The sequence below is a fragment of the Blautia sp. TM10-2 genome, from assembly GCF_003480845.1.
Taxonomy (GTDB): domain Bacteria; phylum Bacillota; class Clostridia; order Lachnospirales; family Lachnospiraceae; genus Fusicatenibacter; species Fusicatenibacter saccharivorans.
The window spans coordinates 130838-150891 of record NZ_QUJZ01000006.1 but is presented as its reverse complement, the minus strand read 5'-3'; the positions used below and the strand labels follow the sequence as shown (position 1 = coordinate 150891).

At 48.9% G+C, this 20054-nt stretch carries 20 protein-coding genes; 9 read left to right on the top strand and 11 right to left on the bottom strand.

The annotated features are described in order from the left end of the window. Nucleotides 1-19: 19 nt before the first annotated feature. The 4 genes from pstA to DXD92_RS07805 all read right to left on the bottom strand — a co-directional run bounded on the left by pstA (nt 20) and on the right by DXD92_RS07805 (nt 4438). Nucleotides 20-922 carry a phosphate ABC transporter permease PstA gene (gene pstA / locus DXD92_RS07825; protein ID WP_330378100.1) on the bottom strand — a complete coding sequence of 301 codons (903 nt, stop codon included), beginning with the start codon at nt 920-922 and terminating at the stop codon, nt 20-22. Then, a complete protein-coding gene (gene pstC, locus DXD92_RS07820) occupies nt 912-1766 on the bottom strand; it encodes a phosphate ABC transporter permease subunit PstC (RefSeq protein WP_022462254.1) in 855 nt (284 codons plus the stop codon). The genes pstA and pstC overlap by 11 nt, the downstream gene beginning before the upstream one ends. A gap of 188 nt (nt 1767-1954) precedes the next feature. Then, complete coding sequence (locus DXD92_RS07815) at nt 1955-2911, bottom strand: substrate-binding domain-containing protein (RefSeq protein WP_118595001.1); 957 nt, start codon at nt 2909-2911, stop codon at nt 1955-1957. Between the two features lie 390 nt (nt 2912-3301). After that, the gene (locus DXD92_RS07805; protein WP_238061242.1) at nt 3302-4438 is read right to left on the bottom strand and encodes an aldo/keto reductase; all 1137 of its coding nucleotides are present in this window, start codon (nt 4436-4438) and stop codon (nt 3302-3304) included. A gap of 358 nt (nt 4439-4796) precedes the next feature. Here DXD92_RS07805 and DXD92_RS07800 point away from each other — a divergent pair, with 358 nt between their 5' ends. Beyond that, nucleotides 4797-5885 (top strand): MFS transporter, encoded by a 1089-nt coding sequence (locus DXD92_RS07800; RefSeq protein WP_118595003.1) that lies wholly within the window; start codon nt 4797-4799, stop codon nt 5883-5885. A gap of 75 nt (nt 5886-5960) precedes the next feature. Here the strand turns inward: DXD92_RS07800 and DXD92_RS07795 are convergent, their stop codons facing one another. From DXD92_RS07795 to tsaE, 5 genes are all read right to left on the bottom strand, one after another. After that, nucleotides 5961-6959, bottom strand: a complete 999-nt coding sequence (locus DXD92_RS07795; protein ID WP_118595005.1) for an alpha/beta fold hydrolase — start codon at nt 6957-6959, stop codon at nt 5961-5963. 46 nt (nt 6960-7005) lie between these two features. Continuing rightward, a complete protein-coding gene (locus DXD92_RS07790) occupies nt 7006-7248 on the bottom strand; it encodes a hypothetical protein (protein WP_022462249.1) in 243 nt (80 codons plus the stop codon). Between the two features lie 168 nt (nt 7249-7416). Further along, on the bottom strand, nt 7417-7872 hold the full coding sequence (gene rimI / locus DXD92_RS07785; RefSeq protein WP_179962753.1) for a ribosomal protein S18-alanine N-acetyltransferase: 456 nt from the start codon (nt 7870-7872) through the stop codon (nt 7417-7419). Next, entirely contained in the window at nt 7869-8621 is a 753-nt protein-coding gene (tsaB, locus tag DXD92_RS07780) for a tRNA (adenosine(37)-N6)-threonylcarbamoyltransferase complex dimerization subunit type 1 TsaB (RefSeq protein ID WP_117509348.1), read from the bottom strand. Before tsaB ends, rimI begins: the two co-directional genes overlap by 4 nt. Nucleotides 8622-8738: 117 nt before the next feature. Further along, nucleotides 8739-9158, bottom strand: coding sequence for a tRNA (adenosine(37)-N6)-threonylcarbamoyltransferase complex ATPase subunit type 1 TsaE (tsaE, locus tag DXD92_RS07775; RefSeq protein ID WP_022462246.1), 420 nt, complete (start codon nt 9156-9158; stop codon nt 8739-8741). A 245-nt stretch (nt 9159-9403) separates the two neighbouring features. Between tsaE and DXD92_RS07770 the strand changes: the two genes are divergently transcribed. The 8 genes from DXD92_RS07770 (at nt 9404) to DXD92_RS07735 (ending at nt 18135) form a co-directional block, all read left to right on the top strand. Next, entirely contained in the window at nt 9404-10612 is a 1209-nt protein-coding gene (locus DXD92_RS07770) for an aspartate kinase (RefSeq protein ID WP_117760673.1), read from the top strand. 150 nt (nt 10613-10762) lie between these two features. After that, entirely contained in the window at nt 10763-11281 is a 519-nt protein-coding gene (locus DXD92_RS07765) for a peptidylprolyl isomerase (protein ID WP_055227969.1), read from the top strand. Nucleotides 11282-11283: 2 nt separating this feature from the next. Next, nucleotides 11284-11814 (top strand): GNAT family N-acetyltransferase, encoded by a 531-nt coding sequence (locus DXD92_RS07760; protein ID WP_022462243.1) that lies wholly within the window; start codon nt 11284-11286, stop codon nt 11812-11814. A gap of 470 nt (nt 11815-12284) precedes the next feature. Beyond that, entirely contained in the window at nt 12285-13544 is a 1260-nt protein-coding gene (locus DXD92_RS07755; protein WP_022462242.1) for a saccharopine dehydrogenase family protein, read from the top strand. 4 nt (nt 13545-13548) lie between these two features. Further along, nucleotides 13549-14682: a carboxynorspermidine decarboxylase gene (gene nspC / locus DXD92_RS07750; RefSeq protein ID WP_118640364.1), complete on the top strand. Its 1134-nt coding sequence runs from the start codon at nt 13549-13551 to the stop codon at nt 14680-14682. Beyond that, nucleotides 14654-15793 (top strand): agmatine deiminase, encoded by a 1140-nt coding sequence (gene aguA / locus DXD92_RS07745; protein ID WP_118640363.1) that lies wholly within the window; start codon nt 14654-14656, stop codon nt 15791-15793. The genes nspC and aguA overlap by 29 nt, the downstream gene beginning before the upstream one ends. Further along, the gene (gene aguB / locus DXD92_RS07740) at nt 15781-16659 is read left to right on the top strand and encodes an N-carbamoylputrescine amidase (protein ID WP_118640362.1); all 879 of its coding nucleotides are present in this window, start codon (nt 15781-15783) and stop codon (nt 16657-16659) included. Before aguA ends, aguB begins: the two co-directional genes overlap by 13 nt. Before the next feature lie 78 nt (nt 16660-16737). Continuing rightward, complete coding sequence (locus tag DXD92_RS07735; RefSeq protein ID WP_118640361.1) at nt 16738-18135, top strand: Na+/H+ antiporter NhaC family protein; 1398 nt, start codon at nt 16738-16740, stop codon at nt 18133-18135. A gap of 74 nt (nt 18136-18209) precedes the next feature. On the opposite strand, the gene atpC is transcribed toward DXD92_RS07735, so the two are convergent. Together atpC and atpD are read right to left on the bottom strand one after the other, a co-directional pair. Then, complete coding sequence (atpC, locus tag DXD92_RS07730; RefSeq protein WP_022462237.1) at nt 18210-18611, bottom strand: ATP synthase F1 subunit epsilon; 402 nt, start codon at nt 18609-18611, stop codon at nt 18210-18212. 14 nt (nt 18612-18625) lie between these two features. Continuing rightward, nucleotides 18626-20026 (bottom strand): F0F1 ATP synthase subunit beta, encoded by a 1401-nt coding sequence (gene atpD, locus DXD92_RS07725; RefSeq protein ID WP_022462236.1) that lies wholly within the window; start codon nt 20024-20026, stop codon nt 18626-18628. Between the last annotated feature and the right edge of the window lie 28 nt (nt 20027-20054).

Sequence of the window (20054 nt, the reverse complement as noted above, 5' to 3'; positions counted from 1 at the left end):
TTTTTTCCTCGTCTCTCTTTTATTTCTTTGCAATTTTCTTCGCAATCATTCCAGAACAGCCGTTGATCAGAAGGACAATCAGCATCAGGATGACGCCGGTTGCATACATCTGATTCATATAGAGGCCTTCACTGGAAAGTGCATACATATGAACGGCAAGGGTACGGCCGGAATCCATAAGGCCTGCCACCTTTGCAATCGTTCCTGCTGTGAAAAGAAGCGCTGCCGTCTCTCCTACGACACGGCCTGTCGCAAGAATGACACCGGAAAGAATGCCGGGTACGGCAGATGGAAGAACAATTTTAAAAATCGTACGAAGCTTTCCGGCTCCCAGTCCAAAGCTTGCTTCCCGATAGGAATCCGGAACCGATTTTAAGGCTTCTTCTGCTGTTCGCATAATCAGCGGAAGAATCATGATGGCAAGGGTACAGGCACCAGACATCATCGAGTATCCCATTTTCAGGGTTTTCGTAAAAAACAGCATACCGAACAAACCGTAAACGATCGACGGAATACCTGAAAGGGTCTCTGCCGTAATCCGGATCAGGCCAACCAGTTTTCCGCGTTTATTGGCATATTCAACCAGATAAATCGCCGAGAAAATACCGAGGGGCGCAGCAAGCAGCAGGGAAAGTACTGTCATCGTAACAGTGTTGATGATCGCCGGAAGCATCGTAACATTCTCTGTATTATAGGTCCATGCAAACTGCTCCAGTGTCAGGTTTTTCACACCGTGGATCAGAATAAATCCAACCAGAAAAACCAGAATAGCAAGTGCAAGAATGGCCGCTCCACAGGTAATTCCGGTCAGTACCGAAGAAAAAACACTTTTGTGATACGTAACCTTTGTTCTTTCTTTTTCTTTTGTATTTATTTTTACAGCTTCCATTGTATTTACAGCTCCATTTCCTTTAATCACCATAATGTACCCTCCGGTTCAGCATAGACACCGATAAATTGATCAGCAGGATAAAGACAAACAGCACAACACCCGTTGCAATCAGCGCTTCCCGGTGAAGTCCAGATGCATATCCCATCTCCAGTACAATATTGGCTGTCATGGTACGAAGGCCTTCTGTGATTCCTTTTGGCATACGAGGCTGGTTTCCGGCAATCATAATCACTGCCATCGTCTCTCCGATGGCACGTCCGATGCCAAGCACGATACCTGCCAGGATTCCGGATTTTGCCGCCGGGACAACTGCAAAGAAAACGCTCTGGGAATGCGTGGCACCAAGGCCAAGGCTTGCTTCATAGTAGGATTCCGGAACGCTTGTAATGGCGGATTCTGTTACACCGACCACGGTCGGAAGAATCATAACGGCCAGAAGAATAGATGCCGTCAGCATTGTGTTTCCGTTTTTGCCTGTCAGCTGTGCCATCAACGGGACGATCACAACCAGTCCGAAAAATCCATATACGATAGACGGAATACCGGCCATCAGGTTAATACCTGATTTGCAGATGCCGTAAAACTTTTTCGGACAGTAACGGGAAAGAAACACCGAAGTAAGAATGGCAACCGGCACACCCATCAGGATTGCAAGGCCGGTCACGCAGATACTGCCGACAATCATCGGCAGGATACCGAAAATGTTGTTTCCCGGTTTCCACACGGTACCGGTCAAAAATTTCAGCGGTCCGATTTTAAAAATGGCAGGAACGCCATTCATGAACAGGAAAATGCAGATCAGTGCAACAGCCAGTACGGAGCAGCATGCCGCAATCAGGAATACAAGTTTCATGATCGTTTCTCTTAGTTTCATAAGATAAATCCTTTCCTTTCATTGTTTCGCGGAGCGTGTTTGAAAAAGACTTTCGTTTTTTCTTACGAACTGCTTTTTCAAGCACGTTCCGAAAGACAGCTTCTTTTTCTGAACATTTTCGGATACGGAAGTAAGAGCGATTTTCCATTGTTCGCCCTTACTTCTTTTTCCATTGCTTTATACATTCTTTATTTTACATCTGCCCAGTCGGTTGTGTCGCCAACATAGATGCTCTTTACCTGATCGCTGGTCAGCCCGTCGGTCGGGTTCTCTTTGTTTACAATGACAGCAATACCGTCGGTTGCGATTACGGTTGCGGTAAGCCCTGAGGATTTCTCCTCATCCTTTAAGTCACGGGATGCCATACCGATGTCGCAGAGACCGTCGCTTGCGGAAGTGATACCTGTTGTGGAATCGCTCTGCTGTACTTCGATGTTAGCGTTTGAATTTACTTTTGTATAAGCCTCTTTTAATTTTTCCATCAGTGGTGTTACAGAGGAAGATCCTGCTACCACAACCTTTTCACCGCTGCAGTTTCCTTCGTAGGCTTTGGTATCTTTGATTGCAATATATCCGTCATCTGAAACAACCTGCTGTCCGTCGGTGCTTAAGATGTAGTCCATGAAATCCTGCGCATCTGCGGAAAGACCGTCTTTTGTTACAATGTTGAACGGACGGCTTACTTTATAGGAACCGTTTTCTACGTTCTCTGCGCTTGCCTCTGCTCCGTCGATTTTCAGTGCTTTGACTTCATCATTTAAGGATCCAAGAGAGATATAACCGATTGCGTACTGGTTACCTGCCACTGTGCTCATCATAACGGAAGTATTGTTGGTGATCTGTGCATCAACGGTGGTGTTGTCTACTTTCTCACCTGCATCGTTTTTCTCTTCTACACCGAACAGCTCGATGAATGCACCTCTGGTACCAGAACCATCCTCACGGGAGATCACGCTGATCTGTCCGGAGAAATCTCCGCCTGCTGCGGTGCTGTCACCGTCTGTGCTGCCATCTGTCTCTGCTGCAGAAGCCTCTTTTGTAGTGTCTGCTGTGGAAGAACTGCTGCTGTCGCTGCTTCCACATCCTGCAAACATTCCTGCAGCCATCATTGCGGTTAAGGTGATTGCAATTACTTTTCTCTTCATAATATTCTTTTCTCCTCTTTTCACACGGGATTTTTGTGATTTCTATTTTGTAAAATCGCAATCCCGACGTTTTTTACATTTCGTTTTTACAGGTTTCATCATAACAACGGCGTGTAAAATGCAAAATCTCAGAGATGTTAAGTTTATGTAAAACATGAGTTTTTTCTTTTTTACATTCCATTTTTCCGGTCGTAAACCGCTCCGTCACATCTCTCGCAAGTGGCACATTTTTTCCGCGCAGTGCAATCCTGCCCAAAGGATCTTTTTCTCCGCAGGAAATTCCAACAAGATTTCCCATAGAAAAAAAGGCTCCCCGGAATACTCTTTTTTCAGAGTATTCCGGGGAGCCTTTTTCTAAAGCATATGCAAAAGCGGATATTCGCAATCCTCTTATTCCGTCACCGGCACGTCAAGCTTTTCGGACGCTTCTTTTAACAGGTCAATGATCGGCAGATGCTGCGGGCATACACTCTCACACTGACCGCACTGCACGCAGTCTTCTGCTTTTCCCGATGTTTCCAGCAGCTTTTTATAATAATTTTTCGCGCGGTCTTCTTCTCCATACAGGCGGATGGTATTCAATGCCTTGAACACATCCGGAATCGCGATTCCCATCGGACATCCGTCGCAGCAGTAACGACAGGCGGTACATGGAACCGCCGGACTCTTTTTCAGCGCTTCCTGTGCTTTGGCGATCACTGCTTTTTCTTCCTCGTTTAACGGTACAAAATTTCGGAAGGTTTTGATATTATCCTCCATCTGTTCCTCGTTTGACATACCGGAGAGCACGGTTGCAACACCCGGGAGGGAAGCCGCAAAGCGGAGTGCCCAGGACGCAATCGATGCATCCGGATGAACACGTTTCATCTCTGCTTCAATCTCTTTGCCTGCTGATGCAAGGGAACCGCCCTTTACCGGCTCCATAACAAGGAACGGCATATCGTATTTCCGAAGCACCTCATACAGACGTCCGGACTGGATCAGCGGATTGTCCCAGTCAGCATAGTTCATCTGGATCTGGACAATTTCAACCTCCGGATGCTCGGAGAGAATCTTGTCAAGCAGCTCCGGCGTTCCGTGGAAGGAGAAACCAAAGTGTTTGATCAGTCCCTCTTCTTTTTTCTTCTTGGCCCAGTTAAAACAGTCGTATTTCACATAGCCGTCATAGTTTGCGCCGTCCTCGACACTGTGCAGCAGGTAATAATCAAAGTAGCCTGCTCCGGTGCGCGCGAGCTGATCATTGAAAATGCGGTCACGCCCCTCAATGCCCTCGTCCATCATCCACTGCGGAAGTTTGGTTGTCAGAGTAAAGCTTTCTCTCGGATGACGCTCTACCAGCGCTTTTTTCACGATGCTCTCCGATTTTCCGCCGCAGTACATATAGGCGGTGTCAAAATAGTTCATTCCGGAGGCAAGGTACGCATCGACCATTTTACAGATCTGCTCCAAATCCAGTTCTCCGTCCTTCTCCGGAAGGCGCATCATGCCAAATCCTAATTTCGGCATTTTTGTTACATCTACACTCATGTTAAAATATCCCCTTTCTTTTCCGCAGAAAACCTTCGTTTCCTCAGTATTGTTGAAAAAATTGTAGCATTAAAGTATACTTGAAAGTCAATAGTTTTTTTTATTTTTGTCAAAATTTTTCTTTGACTTTTTCCGTTTCCGGTGGTATTCTGATAAAAAATTATGATTACAAAAGGAGTAGCACTATGATCTGGAAAAACCAGTTTCTTCACCTCACAAATGGCGATGTTTCAGCTGTTTATGGGGATAGTGCGCTCTTTTTTAAGTAAACTTCACATCTTGTATTCTTAAAATCACACAGAAAATGCACGTATCTCCCCATCAGAATTTTACTATATTTTGACAAGGAGATTTTTTTATGTCTGAGAAAAATACCAGAAAACAAATACGAACTTTATATCTTATGACCACGGTCGGCTATTTTCAGATTGCGGCGGCTTCGTGGGTTGCACTGCTCGCACTCCGTGGATTTTCGCTGCTGCAGATCGGGATGCTCGAAAGTATTTTCCATATCGTGAGCCTCTGCTTTGAACTCCCCTCCGGCGTTGTCGCCGATGTTTTCGGGCGACGGAAAACGCTGATTGCAAGCCAGATGACCTCCCTGATTTCCAGTACGCTGATGATTTTTTCCACCGGCTTTGCTACAACGGCGCTTGCGCTTGGATGCAGTGCGCTCAGCTATAACCTTGCATCCGGCACACGGGAGGCACTTGCGTATGACAGTCTGAAGCAGAACGGGGACGAATGGTTTTATGCCCGTTTTTCTTCTACCGAAATGATGCTGTACCGTATCACCAATTCCACCGCAACGCTCTGCGCAGGCCTTGCCCTGTGGCTGGGATACCGGCGCGCGTATGCGATTGATCTCTTCTTCGGGCTGATTGCGCTTGGCATTTCATTCCGCCTTGCGGAAGTAAAAACGGACGCAACACCAGTTCATTATCCTGTTGGACAGGAAATCGTTTCGGTTGTGCAGGAAAGCTGGCAGTTTCTTGTCCGTGAGAAAAAAGCAAGAAATATTATGCTGGTGAACGCACTCATCGGTGCCGTTTCTACGCTGGTTCTCTTCTTTTTACAGGCGAAGCTGCCACTCACCGGCATGAACAGCGCGCTGCTTGGCCCTGCCCTCTTCGTGATGGGACTCGGCGCGGCACTGGGATCGCGGATGACGGTATACTTTCACAAATACCGCTACCGCGCGATTCTGCTGTTTGGCACGATCGGTGTACTTTTCGCCTTTCTTATGAGCTTTACCGGACTGCCGGCCCTTATGGTCTTCGGCGGATTTATCGGATCCTTTTCCGATGATTTTCTTGAAGTCCGGACCGATATTCTGCTCAATGACATGATCCCGTCCAGGCAGCGGGCAACGCTGATGTCGGTGAACTCGTTTGTCTTTTCTATGATTATGATCGTCCTTTCCACCGTATTTGGATGGATCATGTGATCGTCAAAAATTTACTTACATTGAAAAAAACGCTCATCAGTTTTTTTGCTGATGAGCGTTTTTTTCAAAAAATGATCAAACACCGCCGCTCCCTGCCAGAGCGCCGTCCGGGGTCTGCGGGGGTGTGCTTCCCCCCTCCACATTCCCCACCACTTTTTCTTTCTTCAACCACTTCCAGACATCGCCATATACGCGGTACTTCTCTTTCTCGTTCAGTATTTCATGCCGCATTCCCGGATACAGCTTTCCTCTGACATTGCGGTACCCGATCAGCCGCATATGGTCAATGGATTTTTTAAAGCGCCGCACATTCACATAACACGGATCATCCCCGCCGGACAAAAACAGCACCGGTAGCTTCCGGTTTGTGCAATGCCATCCATGGAATCCATACGTCTCCTTCAGCAGGTCATTCAGCGCAAAAAAAGCATCATCCGAAAACGTAAAGCCACAGAGTGGGTTTTCTTCATACTCCCGCACCACCTCCGGGTCCGAACAGCACCAGGCGAACCGGCTCTTCTCATCCGCAAACCGCGCCGCAAACGATCCAAACGACATCGCCTCCAGAAGATTGCTCCGATGCTCATCCCCGAGCACCGCCGCTTCTGCGTGTCCTACAGCCGCACCCAGCGGCCGCAGATAATTCTTGCTCGGTGAACCGCACACAATCAACGCATCCAGCTCCCTATCATGTTCCTTCGCATACGTGCGCACAACCAGGGATCCCATACTGTGTCCCATCAGAATAAACGGCAGATCCGGGTACTCTTTTTTTGCCCATACCGTAACCTGAAACAGATCCTCCACAAGCCCTGCGCCGCCTGCGCCGTACATAAATCCGAGATCCTGCTCCGACTTCACACTCTTTCCGTGCCCGCGGTGATCATGAATCACACACACTACACCGTGTTCCGCCATAAACTCCATAAACGGCAGATACCGCTCCTTGTATTCGCTCATTCCATGGCTGAGCTGCAGAAGCGCCGTCCGCTGTACGCCCTCCTCCGGCTCCACCACAAGCCCGTCAAGCATCAGTCCATCCACCTTCGACTGAATCGTAAAACCTCTTTGCATTGCACCTTCCCCTTTCTTCCAGAACGATGCCGAACTGCCCGAAATTCTAAACCTCCGTGTCCTCCGAAATTTCCGGCGGAACCGCAAACGACAATGTAATCCGATCGTAGCACTCCTCGCACAGATCAAACTCATGCTTTTCCAGGTCCTTCCCGGAAAAGTACCCCCACGTCGTGTCGACCGAGCAGATCCCCTCCAGCAGCATTCCATTCTGTATTTTCATGCTTTTTCCGCAGCAGTTACACACCGCCGCTTCCAGCTCATTTGTGTTTTTGTTGTATTTCCGCATTTTTCTTCCTCCCGTGTATCAAAAAACGTTTCTTTCTTCGTTCCTGACACAAAACAGAAATCAGATTCTCCTGTGTCCTGTCGATTGTAACACATCTTTCCCGCCATTCCTACTGGGAATGAAAGGAAAGTCCTGTGCGTTAAATGCGTATACAATAACGATTTCTCTCTACCTCTTCGGAACCGATTCATCCGTCCGGCTCATCAGCACTGCGTCCTCCTTCGGGAGATCGTAGTACCCCTTCCTGAGGCCGTCCTGCACAAAACCAAGACTCTCATACAGATTCCGCGCCGGCGTATTGCCGATGCGCACATCCAGATGAATCACGCGCACCTTTCTCTCCTGCATCCGATGGAACAGCTCTTCCATCAGTGCACGGCCGATGCCGCGTCTTCTCGCTTTTTCTGCCACGCAGACATTTGTGATCTCACTTTCATCAAAGGAAATCAGGATTCCGAGATATCCTAAAATTTCACCGTCCTCCTCTGCTACAAGAAACAGTGCGTCGTCACGGATCAGAAATGTAAAAAATCCGGTTTCTGTCCACGGAATCGAAAAGTTGGCCTCCTCAATCGGCATCACCTGCTCCAGATCATCGATCTGCATTTCACGGATTGTGATCATTCGCTTTTTTCTCCGTTCTCCTGTTTTTTCACCACATCGGCATGCTTCACAGATTCCCGCTCCGCTCTTTCACGCTCCGCCTGCGATTTTCTCAGGTATTCCGGCTCGTGCTCTTCTGCCGTCTGAATCTTACCTTCTTTGTAATAAACCTCAGCCAGTGCTCCGACGGCTGCCGCTCTCTGGCGGTTGACGTGTGCCGGTGCAAAGGAAAACGGAATCGTCAGCAGTGCCTCTAATTTTTCCCGGTAAACCGCAACGCCGTCCCCGAGGAAAATCACTTCGTGGTCGAGGCAGTTCAGTCCCTCCGCCAGTGCCTCAATGCTCATCGTATCCTGTTCCCAGACCGTATCGAGACGATGATCCGTGTAGCAGTAAACTCCGGTATAGACCTGGTTTCTTCTCGCATCCATGATCGGGCAGACAAATTTGTCAGTATCCCAGATATTGTACGCGATTGCCGCCGTCGTTGGAATGGAAATCAGTGGTTTTTCAAGTGCCAGACCAAGTCCCTTGGCTGTTGCAGAACCGATGCGAAGACCGGTAAACGAGCCCGGACCTCCGGCAACTGCAATCGCATCGATCGTCGAAAGATCCAGCTCTGTCATGTTCGAGATTTCATCCAGCATCGGAAGCAGAGTCTGGGAATGTGTTTTTTTATAATTTACGGTGTATTCCGCAAGCAGTGTGTCATTTTCAACAACAGCCACCGAAGCCACCAGGCCGGAGCTGTCCAGTGCAAGTATTTTCATAATTTTTTGTTTCCTTTCCGATATTTCCTTCCTGTGCAACTCATTTTGGCAGTCTGCCGGAAACAGGAATCTTTACGATTTCCTTTTGTTTTTCCACCACATTCAGGATTTTTTCTTTTATTCCACCGTAATTTTCCGGTAATCAAACCCTTTTTCGAGGTCTTTTTCTATCGTAATCGAAATCGCACCCTCCGGGATCAGCTCTTCAATCAGTTCTGCCCATTCGATCAGGCAGACACCCTCACCGAAAAAGTAATCATCGTATCCGATTTCTTCCATTTCTTCTATATCACCGATCCGGTAAACATCGAAATGATAAAATGGCAGGCGCCCTTCGGTATATTCCTGAATAATGGTAAATGTAGGACTGTTGACTGCCTCTGTGATGCCAAGTCCTTTTGCAAAGCCCTGCGTCAGAACGGTTTTTCCAACACCAAGGTCTCCGTTTAATGTATAAATCTGGCCAGGCTTCGCCGCTTTTCCCAGCTTTTCGCCAAGGGCAAGCGTCTCCGACGCAGAATTTGTTTCTATGATCATATGCTTTCTTCTCCTCTTTTTCTGCCTATCATTTTAACACAAACAAAAAGGTAATACAACCGCAGAACGAAACCGCTTTTCCTTGTGCTTTTCCTTGCTTTTTCTATCTGTTTTCGCTATACTATGTATCAGAGTTTCGCGGCCCAAAAACGTCCCACTCCTGTTTTTTCGGCCCGGAAAACGCGGTAAAACACGCTCTGCGCTTTTGTCCGCGTAAATCAAAAAGGAAAGAGATCAAAACTGTTATGCTGACTGTAATGAAATTTGGCGGAAGCTCCGTCGCAGATCTTGCGCACATCCGCAATGTAGCACAGCGCTGCATCGAAAAACAGCAGGCCGGAAGCCAGGTCGTTGTCGTTCTCTCCGCGATGGGAAAAACGACGGACGGACTGATTGCAACCGCAAAACAGATTACGGAAAAACCGTCCCGCCGCGAGATGGATATGCTTCTTGCCACCGGTGAACAGGTTTCCGTTTCCCTGATGGCCATAACCATGATTCAGATGGGCGTCAGTGCTGTTTCTTTAAATGCCTGGCAGGTACCGATGCACACGACCTCCGATTATCAGAACGCGCGCTTCAAACGGATCGACACCGAGCGCATCCGTAAAGAGCTGGACGACAACAAAATTGTCATTGTCACCGGCTTCCAGGGGATCAACAAATACGATGATATCACAACGCTCGGACGCGGCGGCTCCGATACGACTGCGGTTGCCCTCGCTGCAGAGCTGCACGCGGATGTCTGTGAAATCTACACGGATGTAGACGGCGTCTACACCGCAGATCCGCGGATTGTACCGAATGCGCGCAAAATGGAAGAGGTAACTTACGATGAAATGCTGGAGATGGCTTCGCTCGGCGCAAAAGTCCTTCACAGCAGATGCGTGGAAATCGCAAAAAAATACGGCGTGGAACTTCTGGTCTGCTCCAGTCTGAACCGAAATTCCGGAACGATGGTAAGGGAGAAAACCAAAATGGAAAAAATGTTAATCAGCGGCGTGGCTGCCGACAAAAATGTGGCAAAAATCCGTGTTGCAGGCCTTGGCAACGATCCAGAGAGCACGTTCCGCCTCTTAAATTTACTGGATCGGAACAATCTGAACATCGATGTCATGATCCAGTCACTCGGAAAGGACGGCACAAAGTCCGTTTCCTTTACCGTTGCAAAGCCGGATATGCTGCGCACGATCGATGTGCTGAACGACAACAAGGATTTGCTCGGCATCAAAAAGCTGGATTATGATGAGAACGTGGCAAAGATTTCCGTCATCGGAGCCGGTGTCCGCTCCCATTCGGGCGTGGCTGCCAAAATGTTCGGCGCGCTCGCCAATGCAGGAATCAATACCGAGATGGTTACCACCTCAGAAATCCGCATCACTGCCCTGATCGACGAAGCATACGCAGATCAGGCAATGCGTGCGATCCATGAGACATTCCTGGAGCGTGTCTGAAAAAGGGGGTTGACCCCTTTGATACCAGATTGCTACGTGCTTTGCACTCCGGCAATCATCAAAAACATTCGTAATCCGCCCATTTTTCTTCGAAAAATGGCTGCTTACGTCTTATCAAGAAATCGTTTAAAAATCAGGAGGAAAACAATGATGTCTAACCCAATCGTTACAATTACTATGGAAAACGGCGATGTGATGAAAGCAGAGCTTTACCCGGAAATCGCGCCGAACACCGTAAACAACTTCATCAGTCTGGTAAAAAAAGGCTTCTATGACGGCCTTATCTTCCACCGCGTCATCCCGGGATTCATGATCCAGGGCGGAGATCCTGCAGGCACAGGCGCCGGCGGCCCGGATTACTGCATCAAGGGTGAGTTCTCCCAGAACGGATTTGAGAACAACCTCGCACACACCCCAGGCGTTCTCTCCATGGCACGTACCATGTTCCCGGACAGCGCAGGAAGCCAGTTCTTCATCATGCACAAAGCTGCTCCGCATCTGGACGGCGCATACGCTGCTTTCGGAAAAGTAACAGAAGGCCTGGAAGTCGTAGATAAAATCGCATCTGTCAACACCGACTACAGCGACAAACCGCTGCAGCCGCAGAGAATGGCTACCGTTACCGTTGAGACCTTCGGCGTCGAGTATCCGGAACCGGAGAAATGCTAAGGATGAACGATGAACTGATGTTAGTTGAACCGTCGGAGGAATACTTCGCCGAACTCGCCGCCTACCGGAACGATTTTCTGGAAAACAGCGATTCCATGGACGGCTGCGGACCGCTTCGCCGGTTTGATGATATGAAGGCGTATCTTGAAGATACCATGCGGTATACCAGAGAGGAGACTCTGCCGGAGGGCATGGTTCTCGCAACACAGTTTCTGTGCATCCGCAAATCAGACAACCGCCTTGTCGGCATGATTCAGGTGCGCCACTACCTGAACGATTTTCTGCGCACCTTTGGCGGCCATATCGGCTACTCTGTCCGCCCGTCGGAACGCAGAAAAGGCTATGCCTCCTGGATGCTGAAAAATGTGCAGCCGTACTGCAAAAGCCTCGGCCTTTCCGAAATTCTGGTCTGCTGCCTGGATACCAACGAGGGAAGCCGCAGAACGATCCTGAAAAATGGCGGCCGGTTCGACGGCACCGCTTATCGTGCCGATGAAAACAAAACACTGGAGCGTTACTGGATCACCCTGTGATTTTTAATCTTCCATTTCGCATAGTTCTGAATAGTTTCACAAATTTTTCTTGACATCCATGTCATTTCACTCTATAATTTGGAACTGCAAGCGAACAATTCTGTTCTTATGCAAAATATATGCCCCTGGTAAAAAACCGACGGACAGGCAGGGGTAGTTGCCGAGCGTGGTTAAGAGCCACATTATTGATTGCGTTAAAAGCGCAAATTTTATGAGTTGATTACTTTATAATCGATGCTCTACGACGAGCACATCATCTTATGAAACGGTCAATAAGAGTACGTGACTATATATTTCTGCATAGGAAAACAGGGAGAAGCCTGGATTTTTGTCCATCCCCTGAAGTTTGCACAATACGATCATGTATAAATTTCGATTTTTAGACAGATGATGCACATCATCTGTCTTTTTTTCGTGCTTATAGCCAAAGATGAACCCAACACCATTTTCTGAAAAAGGAGAACCAAACAATGTCAAAAGTTATGATCATCGGATGCGGCGGTGTTGCATCCGTAGCCATTCACAAATGCTGCCAGAACAGTGAAGTATTTTCTGAAATCATGATTGCAAGCCGCACCCTTTCCAAGTGCGATGCTTTAAAAGAAAAGCTGGCTCCGACCACAAAAACCATTATCACAACAGCAAAGGTGGATGCCGACTGCACAGAAGAATTAATCGCCTTAATCAAACAGTATCAGCCGGATGCCGTATTAAATCTGGCTCTTCCTTATCAGGATCTTACCATTATGGATGCCTGCCTTGCATGTAAGGTTCCTTACATTGATACTGCAAACTACGAAGCAGAAAACACGGATGATCCGGCATGGCGTGCGATCTACGAAAAGAGATGCGAAGAGCTTGGCTTTTCTGCTTACTTTGATTACTCCTGGCAGTGGGCCTATATGGACCGTTTCAAGGAAGCCGGCATCACCGGTCTTCTCGGAACCGGCTTTGACCCTGGTGTCACCAGCGTTTTTGCAGCCTATGCACAGAAACACTATTTCGATGAAATTCACACGATTGATATTCTGGACTGCAACGGCGGCGATCATGGATATCCGTTTGCAACCAACTTCAATCCGGAAATCAACCTCCGCGAGGTATCCGCTCCCGGTTCTTACTGGGAAAACGGCCACTGGGTGGAAATTCCGCCAATGTCGATCAAACGGGAATATAACTTCGATGAGGTAGGCGAGAAGGATATGTACCTTCTTCACCATGAAGAAATTGAGGCTCTTGCCAAAAACATCCCGGGCGTAAAAAGAATCCGCTTTTTCATGACCTTCGGCCAGAGCTATCTGACCCATATGAAATGTCTGGAAAATGTAGGACTTCTCTCGACCACTCCGATTACCTTCAACGGACAGCAGATTGTACCGATCCAGTTTTTAAAAGAGCTTCTTCCGGATCCTTCCACTCTTGGTCCGCGCACCGTGGGTAAAACCAACATCGGCTGTATTTTTACCGGTATCAAGGACGGAAAAGAAAGAAGCATTTACATTTACAATGTCTGTGACCACCAGGAATGCTACCGGGAAGTAGAGTCTCAGGCGATTTCCTACACCACCGGCGTTCCGGCTATGATCGGAACCATGATGGTCGTGAACGGCCTCTGGAACAAGCCGGGTGTCTACACCACAGATGAATTCGATCCGGATCCGTACATGGAAGCACTCAACAAGTGGGGTCTTCCGTGGAAGGTCGTAGAAAATCCTGTTTTAGTAGATTAAGCCTATGTATAAGATAAACGAACTGCCAACTCCCTGTTTTGTCATTGATGAAGGCAAACTGGAAGAAAACTTAAAGCTCCTGCACCAGGTAGAAGAACGCACCGGTGCAAAAATTCTGCTGGCTCAGAAATGCTTTTCCTGCTTTTCGGAATATCCGCTGATTGGAAAATATATCAGCGGAACAACTGCCAGCGGACTCTATGAGGCGCGGCTTGGAAAGGAAGAAATGGGGCTGGAGAATCATGTGTATTCTCCGGCCTACCGCCCGCAGGATATGGAAGAGCTCGCACAGATCTGCGATCACATTATTTTCAATTCAGAAAAGCAGCTCCGAACGTACCTCCCTGTACTTAAGGCTTCCGGAACCGCAAAAGCCGGACTTCGCATCAACCCGGAATGCTCCACGCAGGAAGGCCATGCGATTTATGATCCCTGTGCGCCCGGCTCCCGCATGGGCATCCGCGCCTGCGATTTTACAGACGAACTGGCTGATCTTGTGGACGGTCTTCATTTTCATACCCTCTGTGAACAGAATTCGGATGATCTGGAAACCACGCTGCGCGCCGTGGAAGAAAAATTCGGCAAGTGGCTTTTTAAAATGAACTGGCTTAACATGGGAGGCGGACATCATATCACCCGTGAGGATTACGATATCGAACGCCTGATTTCCTGTATCAACCATATGAAAGAAACGTATGGTCTTCAGATTTACCTGGAGCCCGGGGAAGCATTTGCCTTAAACGCAGGCTACAATGTCACAGAAGTTCTCGATATTGTCGAAAATAACGGAAAAATTTTAATTCTTGACACTTCCGCCGCCTGCCATATGCCGGATGTGCTTGAGATGCCGTACCGCCCTCCGCTCAAAGGCAGCGGACTGCCCGGGGAAAAGCCTTATACCTACCGCCTTTCCTGCAATACCTGCCTGGCGGGCGACGTAATCGGCGAATATTCCTTCGATTCCCAAATCCGGATCGGTGACAGACTGTATTTTGAAGATATGGCGATTTATTCGATGGTAAAAACCAATACCTTTAACGGAATCCCACTCCCTTCCATCGCGGTGATGGACAAAGCTGGAAACTGCCGAATGATAAAGGAGTTTGGATATGAAGATTTCAAAAACCGATTGTCTTAGAACCCCAAAAGCCGATGGCTTTTACATGCCGGGCGAATTTGAGCCCCACGAAGGCACGCTGATGATCTGGCCGTGGCGCCCCGGCTCCTGGAATTACGGAGCAAAAGCGGCAAGAGCGGCATTTGCAGAAATTGCAGAAGCAATTGCCGCTTATGAGCAGGTTTATCTTTTCGTCCGGCCACAGGATAAAGCATCGGCACAGGAACTGCTTTCCTCCGACCGGATTCATCTGATCGAAGCCCAAACAGAGGATGCCTGGGCAAGAGATACCGGCGCTACGTTTGTGGTCAACGATCAGGGCGGGCGAAGAGGCATTCAATGGGAATTCAACGCCTGGGGCGGCCAGTATGACGGTCTGTATTCCCACTTTGAACATGACCGTGAGGTTCCGGAACGAATCTGCAGTTTTCTCGGAGATTCCTTCTATAATGCCCGCCCCTTTGTTCTGGAAGGCGGCTCCATCCATGTTGACGGGGAAGGAACCCTGCTTACGACCGAAGAATGTCTGCTGAGTCCGGGGCGCAATCCTTTTCTTACAAGAGCGGAAATTGAAGAAAAGCTGCGTCAGTATCTTTCGGTTGAAAAAATCATCTGGCTGCCTTTTGGTATTTACAACGATGAAACCAACGGCCATATTGATAATATGTGCTGCTTTGTAAAGCCAGGAGAAGTGCTTCTTGCCTGGACAGATGACGAAAACGATCCTCAGTATGCCAGAAGCAGGGCCGCTTTTGATCTTCTCTCCCATACCGTTGACGCGAAGGGACGAAGCTTTGTGATTCACAAGCTGCCCATTCCGAAGCATCCCATCTGTATTACAGAAGAAGATCTTCTCGGCTATGATTTTGAAGCTGGCGAAGACCAGCGGGAAGCCGGCGAACGTCTTGCCGCCAGTTATATCAATTTTTACCTTGCCAATCACTGTGTCCTTCTTCCCCGGTTCGGCGATGAAAACGACACCGTGGCTGCAGAAATTCTCGGAAAATGCTTCCCGAATCGACGAATCCTTCCGATTGATGCACGCGTCATTCTGACCGGCGGAGGCAACATTCACTGTATTACCCAGCAGATTCCGGCAAAGAAAAGAGGAAACAGATTATGCGAAATATAAAAATTGCCGCACTGCAGTTTTCATGCTGCAGCCAGGTACAGGAAAATATAGACAAAGCAGAGACCATGGTCCGTGAAGCCGCTTCCAACGGCGCCAATCTCATCCTTCTTCCTGAATTATTTGAAAGACCGTATTTTTGTCAGGAAAAGCGATACGATTATTATGATTATGCCCTGCCTTTGACAGAAAATCCCGCTGTCCGGCGTTTTCAGGCCGTTGCCGGAGAACTTGGGGTCGTGATTCCGGTCAGCTTTTATGAAAGGGATGTTCAGCGCCTGTTTAATTCCATTGCCATGATCGATGCAGACGGATCCATTCTTGGCGTTTACCGCAAGACTCATATCCCGGACGACCATTTTTATCAGGAAAAATTCTATTTCACTCCCGGGGATACGGGATTCAAGGTCTTTGAAACACGTTTCGGAGCCGTCGGCGTCGGCATCTGCTGGGATCAGTGGTTTCCCGAAACAGCACGATGCATGGCCGTTCAGGGTGCTGAAATCCTGCTCTATCCTACCGCTATCGGCAGTGAGCCGATCCTGAATGTAGACAGCAGCGGGCACTGGCGACGCGTTATGCAGGGGCATGCGGCCGCAAATCTTGTTCCGGTTGCTGCTGCAAACCGGATTGGTACTGAAACCGTAATGCCCTGTGAAGAAAATGGCGGCCAGTCCTCTTCTCTTACTTTCTACGGTTCTTCCTTTATTGCCGATGCAACCGGTGAACTCGTGGCATCTGCCGGAAGAGATACCGAGGAAATCCTGTATGCTTCCTTCGATCTGGATGCCCTGCGCGAAGAACGTTTTTCCTGGGGGCTTTTCCGTGACCGGCGGCCGGAAACTTATCGTATCATGACGAAACAGTAAAGCTCTGTCTCTTCCTGTTGTAACTCTTCTTACAGCGGTGCGCTGCATCACATATTCTAACTACAAAGGAGAACCGCTATGCAATATGGAGTTTTATGTCTGCTGCCGCCTGCAGCGATGCTGATTTTTGCATTAAAAACAAAAAAATCTTTCGAAGCTCTGATTTTCGGAACCCTGGTTGCCTATCTCATCATGTATAAAGCGGCTTTTATCGAACCCTGGTGTGATCTTCTGCTTTCAGAAATCAGCAACGCAGATAACCAGTATATTCTTCTTCTCTGCGGACTGTTCGGAGGCTTCATTTTCCTGCTCCGCGAGGCAAAAGGAACACTTGGTTTTTCCAACCTGTTAAGCCGTTTCTGTAAAAATGAACGGATCACCATGATGATGTCGGTATTTCTCGGAATCATTATTTTTGTCGATGACTATCTCAACATCATGACCGTTGGAACCTGTATGAAGGATGTCTGTGACAAACGAAAAGTCCCAAGACAGGCGCTTGCCTATATCATTGACTCAACCGGTGCACCTGTCTGTGCACTGATTCCCTTTTCCACCTGGGTGGTCTTTTATTCCGGTGTTTTTATTCAGGAACCGGATATTCTCAACATGGGCTTTTCCACCGGTATGAGTGTTTACTTAAAAGTGCTTCCTTATATGTTTTATCCCATGGCTGCCCTTCTGGTTGTGATTCTGTTTGCCTGCAAACTAATGCCAAAGCTCGGAAAAATGAAAGCTGCCTATGCAGATCTGGAAAAGGAAGAGCAGACACCGGAGCATCCCAAAATGCACAATGCCCCTTCCGTCGACCTTGCCATGGCCGGAATGAGCGTTGATTACCCGCCCGAAAATACCAATACCGGAAATATACTGGATTTTCTGATCCCTATTGGCATTCTGATCGGTGTGACAGTAGCCACACAGGATATGATGCAGGCGATCATTCTTGCTCTTGCTTCCTGTATGATTCTTTATCTTCCACGGAAGAAAATGACCTTTACGCGGTACGTGGAACTGTTTTTTGCCGGCTTTGCAGATATTCTTCCGGTTCTCGCCATTCTTCTTGCATCCTTTATGATCAAGACTGCCTGCGGCGAAATGGGACTGTCGGAATATGTTATCAACCTGTGTGTTCCGTACATGAATGCCAAAACACTGGCAGCTATTATTTTTGTTGTCATTGCAGTTCTGACCTTTGTCACCAGCTCTTTCTGGGGAATTGAGGCCGTAGCCGTTTCCATCGTTGTTCCGCTTGCCATCGCCCTTGATGCTAATGTACTTCTGGCGCTTGGCGCTGTCGTATCCGGCGGTGTTTTCGGAAGCCATGCATGCTTCTATTCCGACGCAACGGTTCTTTCCTCCGCGACCTGCGAGATTGACAATATGTCACATGCCGTGTCGCAGTTTCCTTACGTCCTGATCAGTGCTGCTCTCGCCGTAGCAGGATTCTTAATCTGCGGAATTTTTGCTCTTTAAAAAGCACCCTTAAAATAAAAAAAGTCTTCGACGATCGGATTTTTCCAGATTCATCGAAGGCTTTTTTTGTTTTTTTATTCTTTTACACTCAACCGCACCAGCGCACGCTGCAGCTTGGCTTCGGCAATACGGTATTCTTTGTCTGTCAGACCGCCGTTTGCCAGCGCCTGCTCGGCCCTGTGTTTGGCAGCCTCGGCGCGCTCTGCATCAATATCCTCTTCCCACTCCCAGGTTGTTGCCAGGACACGGCAGACCCCGTTCATCATGGAAAGCATTCCGCCGATGCAGGCGGCATTTCTTCTCGTTCCGTCCTCCAGCACAATATGCGCCTCGCCCATACCGAGTGCAGTGCAGTAATTGCAGTGCCCAGGCAGAATTGCCAGGTCGCCGCTGATGGTTCTGCAGACAACTCGCGCTACGTCACCCTCATAGAGAAGTCCGTCCGGCGTGCCGACACGTAAAGGAAATGTACTCATACGTCATTCCTCCTTTACTGATTCAGTGCTTTTGCTTTTTCAAATACCTCGTCGATGGTACCTGCAAACAGGAAGCAGCTCTCCGGAAGATCGTCGCACTCGCCGTCAAGGATCATGCGGAATCCGCGCAGAGTTTCTTTTAACGGCACATATTTTCCTTCCATACCGGTAAACTGCTCCGCTACCGAGAAGCTCTGGGACAGGAAACGCTGTACCTTACGGGCACGGCTGACCGTCAGCTTATCCTCCTCGGACAGTTCATCCATACCCATGATGGCGATGATATCCTGCAGCTCTTTGTATCTCTGCAGCACCTGCTGTACGGCACGTGCTACCTCATAGTGCTCATGGCCTACGATTTCCGGTGTCAGGATACGGCTGGTAGAATCGAGCGGATCAACAGCCGGGTAAATACCCTGGCTGGAGATTTCACGGGAAAGTACCGTCGTGGCATCCAGATGGGTAAACGTTGTTGCCGGAGCCGGGTCGGTCAGGTCATCGGCCGGCACGTAAACAGCCTGTACCGATGTGATGGATCCCTTTCTTGTGGAAGTAATACGCTCCTGCAGTGCGCCCATCTCGGTTGCCAGCGTCGGCTGGTATCCTACTGCGGACGGCATACGGCCAAGCAGAGCCGAAACCTCGGAACCTGCCTGCGTAAATCGGAAAATATTATCGATGAACAGCAGCACATCCTGATTTTTCACATCACGGAAATATTCTGCCATGGTAAGGCCGGAAAGTCCGACACGCATACGCGCTCCCGGCGGCTCGTTCATCTGTCCATAGACCAGTGCTGTCTTGTCGATAACACCGCTCTCTTTCATCTCGTTGTAAAGGTCATTTCCTTCACGGGTACGCTCTCCGACACCGGTGAAAACGGAAAGTCCGCCGTGTGCCGTTGCCACGTTGTGGATCAGCTCCATGATAAGGACTGTTTTTCCAACGCCGGCACCACCGAACAGACCGATTTTTCCGCCCTTGGCATACGGGCAGATCAGGTCAACGACCTTGATTCCGGTTTCGAGGATCTCCGTTGCCGGAACCTGTTCCTCATAGGACGGCGGATCGCGGTGGATCGGCCATTTTTCTGCTGTTTCCGGTGCCGGCTTATTGTCTACGGTCTCACCGAGCAGGTTGAACACGCGGCCTAAGCACTCCTCTCCGACCGGAACGGCGATCGGGCCGCCCGTGTCGACTGCTTTCGTTCCGCGGACAAGTCCGTCTGTGGACTTCATGGCAATGCAGCGAACCATGTTGTCGCCTGTCTGCTGCGCCACTTCCACAACCAGCTTCTCGCCGTGGTTGTCTATCTCGATGGCATTCAGAAGTGCCGGCAGCTCTCCTTCCGGAAAACGGATGTCCAGAACAGGACCCGTTACCTGCACAACCTCGCCAATGTGTTTTTCACTCATTTAACGACTTCTCCTCACTTTTCTTGTT